The sequence below is a fragment of the Nonomuraea sp. NPDC050328 genome, assembly GCF_044459405.1.
Lineage (GTDB): Bacteria > Actinomycetota > Actinomycetes > Streptosporangiales > Streptosporangiaceae > Nonomuraea.
Genome location: NZ_JBITIW010000023.1, coordinates 1 through 4,742 on the forward strand (window position 1 = coordinate 1; position 4,742 = coordinate 4,742).

General features: G+C 71.7%; 1 protein-coding gene. It reads right to left on the reverse strand.

The annotated features are described in order from the left end of the window. On the reverse strand, window positions 1-4,730 hold a 4,730-nt coding region (locus ACIBG7_RS43510; protein WP_397340144.1), incomplete at its 3' end, for a type I polyketide synthase. Between the last annotated feature and the right edge of the window lie 12 nt (window positions 4,731-4,742).

Here is a 4,742-nt window from a genome sequence, read left to right on the forward strand (position 1 = left end):
GCCGGGGTGGGGTGGTCGAACACGATCGTGGTCGGGAGCCGCAGGCCGGTGGCGGTGTTGAGGTGGTTGCGCAGTTCGACGCCGGTGAGGGAGTCCAGGCCCAGGTCGAGGAAAGTGCGGTCGGCGTCGATCGCCGCCGCGCTGGTGTGACCGAGAACGTTCGCGGTGTGCGTCCGGATCAGGGCGGTGAGCGCCTCCGGGCTGACATCGGTGAGCGGAGCACCGACCGCGCCGGTCCGCCTCGCCGTACGCAACAGGCCCTGGAGCAGCGGCGGGACGGTGTCGACCCGCTGCGCGGTGGTGAGCTGGGCCGCCGCCTGGAGCGGCAGGCCGGTGCCGAGGGCGTGGTCGAACAGGTCGAGCGCGTGCCCGGTCGGCAACGGGGCCACGCCGAGCCTGGCCAGCCGGCCGAGGTCGGCCGCGCTGAGGTGGCCGGTGATGGTGCTGGCCTGCTCCCACAGGCCCCAGGCGATGCTGGTGGCGGGGAGTCCTTGGGCGTGGCGGTGGTGGGCGAGAGCGTCGAGGAAGGTGTTGGCGGCGGCGTAGTTGGCTTGTCCGGCGGTGCCGATGAGCCCGGAGAGCGAGGAGAACAGGGCGAAGGTGTGCAGGTCGTGGCCGAGGGCCTGCTGGTGCAGGTTCCAGGCGGCGTCGATCTTGGGGAGCAGGACGGCCCGCAGCTCGTCGGCGGTGAGCTGGCCGAACGTGGCATCCCGCAGCGCCCCCGCGGCATGCACGACCGCGGTGAGGGGCTGCTCGGCGGGCAGGCCGCGAAGCGTGCGCGCGAGCGCCTCGGGATCGGCGGCGTCGCAGGCGGCGATCGTCACGCCGGCGCCCAGGCCGGTGAGCTCCTGCCGCAGCTCGGCGGCGCCCGCGGCGCTCGCGCCCTGACGGCTGATCAGCAGCAGGTGCCGCGCGCCGTGCCGGGTCACCAGGTGGCGGGCGAGTTGCGCGCCGAGCGCGCCGGTGCCCCCGGTGATCAGGGTGGTGCCCGTGCTCCAGTCCGGCGCCTTGTCCGCGGCAGCCGTACTCCTGACCAGTCTGGGCCGGTACGGCACGCCGCCCCGGACGGCCAGTTGCGGCTCGTCGAGGGTCAGGAGACCGGCGAGGGTCCGCGCGTCGATCGGGTCGTCGTGGTCGACGAGGGTGATGCGGTCGGGGTTCTCGCTCTGCGCCGTCCGGACCAGGCCCCACAGGCCCGCGTGCGCCAGGCTGACCTCGTCGCCCTCGGCGGCGGCGACCGCCCGGCGGGTCAGGACGACGACCCGGGTGCCGGCCAGGCCGGGGTGCGCGAGCCAGCGCTGCAACGTGCCCAACGCGCCGGACAGGACGGCGTGCGCGCCGCCCGGCAGGGGGCCGCCCTCCTCGCGGAAGTACGGCAGCACGATCACCGGCGGCGCGGACCGGCCGGCGTCCACCGTCTCGATCAGCTCACCCAGGTCGGCGAAGGCCCGCACGTGGTCGCCGCCGTCGTCCAGGACGCCCTCCTTGTCGATCACCACCCAGCCGTCGGTACGGCTCGCGCCCGCCGGGGCGGCGGCCGGTTGCCAGTCGACCTGGAAGAGGCCGTCCTGCTTGACCGCGGTGGCCTCGCCGGTGAGAGGACGCAGGACCAGGGAGCCGACCGAGGCGACGAGCGTGCCGGACTGGTCGGTCGCGACGAGGCTGACCTCCGGGGAGGACGCTTCGGGGTCCGGGCGGGACAGACGGACGTGGAGGGTGGTGGCTCCGGTGGTGTGGAGGGTGACGTCGTTCCAGGTGAACGGGAGGTGGGCCGTTGTGGTGGTGTCGGCGACGCCGGGGAGGAGGGGGTGAAGGGCGGCGTCGAGCAGGGCTGGGTGGATCAGGTGGGTGGTGGTGTCCGGTTTGGCGTGGTCGGGGAGGGTGATCTCGGCGTAGAGGTGGGTGGGGGTGGTGTAGACGGCCTTGAGGCCTTGGAAGGTGGGGCCGTAGGTGTAGCCCTGCTGGGTCAGGTGGTTGTAGGGGTTGTCCAGCGGGTGTGGTCTGGCGTTCGGGGGTGGCCATGGGGTCTTGTCGTGCTCTGGTTGTGGGGGTGCCTCGGTGGTCAGGTGGCCGGTGGCGTGGTGTTGCCATGGGTCGGCGGGGTTGGTCCTTGAGTAGATGTCGAGCTGTCGGCCTGTGGTGTCGGTGGTCGTGGTGATCTGCAGGTGGAGGTGGCCGTGGGTGGGGAGGTGGAGGGGCTGGGTGAGGGTCAGTTCCGTCACGTGGGGGTGGCCGGTGTGGTCGCCTGCGGCCAGCGCCAGGTCCAGGAGGGCGGTGGCTGGGATCAGGGTGGTGTTGTTGATCGTGTGCTCGGTCAGCCACGGGTGGGTGTGGGCGGACAGGCGGCTGGTGAACACCGTCTCGTCCCGGTCGGCGAGGTCGGTGGCCGTGCCGAGGAGGGCGTGGCCTGTGCTGTGGGGGTCGGTGGCTTGGGGGGTTAGCCAGTAGCGCTGGTGTTGGAAGGGGTAGGTGGGGAGGTCGATCTGGCTTCCTGTTGGCGAGGTCGTGGGGAGGTTGTGGGTGTGGGCTTGGGCTAGGGCTTCGGGGAACTGGTGGGTGGGGATGGCTGTGGCTTCGGGGAGGGTGTGGCGGGTCAGGGTGGTGAGGGTGGTGTCGGGTCCGATTTCGACGTAGGCGCTTCCCTGCTCAAGGGCTTGGTGGAAGTGGACGGGTTGTCTGATCTGCTGGGTCCAGTAGTCGGCGTCGTAGGACTCCCTTGTGGTCGCGATCTTGGGCGGGTGGTAGGTGATCGTCGCTGCCACCGCGTGGAAGTCGTCGAGGATGGGGTCCATCAGGGGTGAGTGGAAGGCGTGGTTACCCGGTAGCCGTCGGGTTCGCCGTCCGCGCTCGGTCCACAGGGCGGCGATCTCTTCGACGGTCTGCGCGTTGCCGGAGATGACGGTGAGGGTGGGCGTGTTGGTGGCGGCGATCGAGACGTCAGCTCGCCCCTGGAGGGTCTCGGCTATCTCGGTTTCGGTGGCGTGGATGCTGATCATGGCGCCGGGTGGGGCTTGGGCCATGAGGTGGGCTCGGGCGGTGATGAGGGTGGCGGCGTCTTGAAGGGTGAGTACGCCGGCGACATGGGCCGCAGTGAGCTCGCCCAGGGAGTGGCCGATCACCCGATCCGGCTTCAGCCCGTGGCTCTCGACTAGCCGGTAGAGGGCGGTCTGGTAGGCGAACAGGGCGGGCTGCGTGTAGCGGGTCTGACCGAGCAGATCATCGTCGTCGGCGAACAGGATCGACTTGAGCGGCAGGTCGAACGCCGCGAGGACCTCATCGAGAGCCTGGGCGAAAACGGGCTGGGTGGCGTACAGGTGGCGGCCCATCCCGGGCTGCTGGCTGCCTTGGCCGCTGAACATGAAGGTGACCGGCTGGCGGGGCGGGGCCTGAACGACGGTGACCGACGCGAGGGCGGCGGCGAGCTCGTCGAGCGTTTCGCCGGTGACGGCGGCTCGGTATTCGTGGGCGGTGCGGCGGGCCAGGGTGTGGGCGACGTCGGCAGGGTTGAGCTCTGGGTTGGCCCGGACATGGGCGGCCAGACGGGCAGCCTGGTCGTGGACGGCCTGCGGCGACTTGCCGGACAAGAACCAAGCCACCGAACCGGCCGGGACCGAACCGGCCGCGACCGAGCCATCCTGGGTCGGGCTTGAGGGGTCGGAGGTGGCAGGTTCCGGGGTGGCCGGGGGCTGTTCGAGGATGACGTGGGCGTTGGTGCCGCCCCAGCCGAACGAGGACACCGCCGTACGGCGGGGGGCGCCGGTTTCGGGCCAGGGGCGGGTCTCGGTGAGGAGTTCGACCTGGCCGGAAGTCCAGTCGACGTAAGGGGACGGCTCGTCGACGTGCAAGGTGCGGGGCAGCGTGCCGTACCGCATGGCCTGGATCATCTTGATCACGCCGCCGACCCCGGCGGCCACCTGGGCGTGGCCGATGTTGGACTTCATCGATCCGATGTAGAGGGGTCGGCCGTGCGGGCGGTCCTGGCCGTAGGTGGCGAGGAGGGCTTGGGCTTCGATGGGGTCGCCGAGGCGGGTGCCGGTGCCGTGGGCCTCAACCGCGTCGATGTCGGCGGGGGTGAGCTGGGCGTTGGCCAGGGCTTGGCGGATGACGCGTTCCTGGGCGGAGCCGTTGGGGGCGGTGAGGCCGTTGGAGGCGCCGTCCTGGTTGACCGCGGAGCCGCGGAGCACGGCGAGGACGCGGTGGCCGTTGCGCAGCGCGTCCGACAGCCGCTCGACCAGCACGAGGCCGACGCCCTCGGACCAGGCGGTGCCGTCGGCCCCGGCGGCGAAGGACTTGCACCGCCCGTCGACGGCCAGGCCGCGCTGCCGGGAGAACTCCACGAACGAGATCGGCGTCGACATGATCGCCGCTCCACCGGCCAGGGCGAGGTCGCACTCACCCCGCCGGAGGGCGACCGCGGCCAGGTGCAGCGCGACCAGGGAGGAGGAGCAGGCGGTGTCGATGGCCACGGCCGGGCCCTCGAAGCCGTAGGTGTAGGCGATGCGTCCGGCGGCGATGCTGCCGGAGCTGCCGCTGAACAGGTACCCCTCGAAGCCCTCGCGCGGAAGATGCGACCGGGCGCCGTACTCGTGGTACATGAGGCCGGTGTAGACGCCGGTGCGGGTGCCGCGGAGGGTGGCGGGTTGGAGTCCGGCGTGTTCGAGGGCTTCCCAGCTGGTTTCGAGGAGGAGGCGTTGCTGGGGGTCGGCGGCGAGGGCTTCGCGGGGGGACATGCCGAAGAAGTC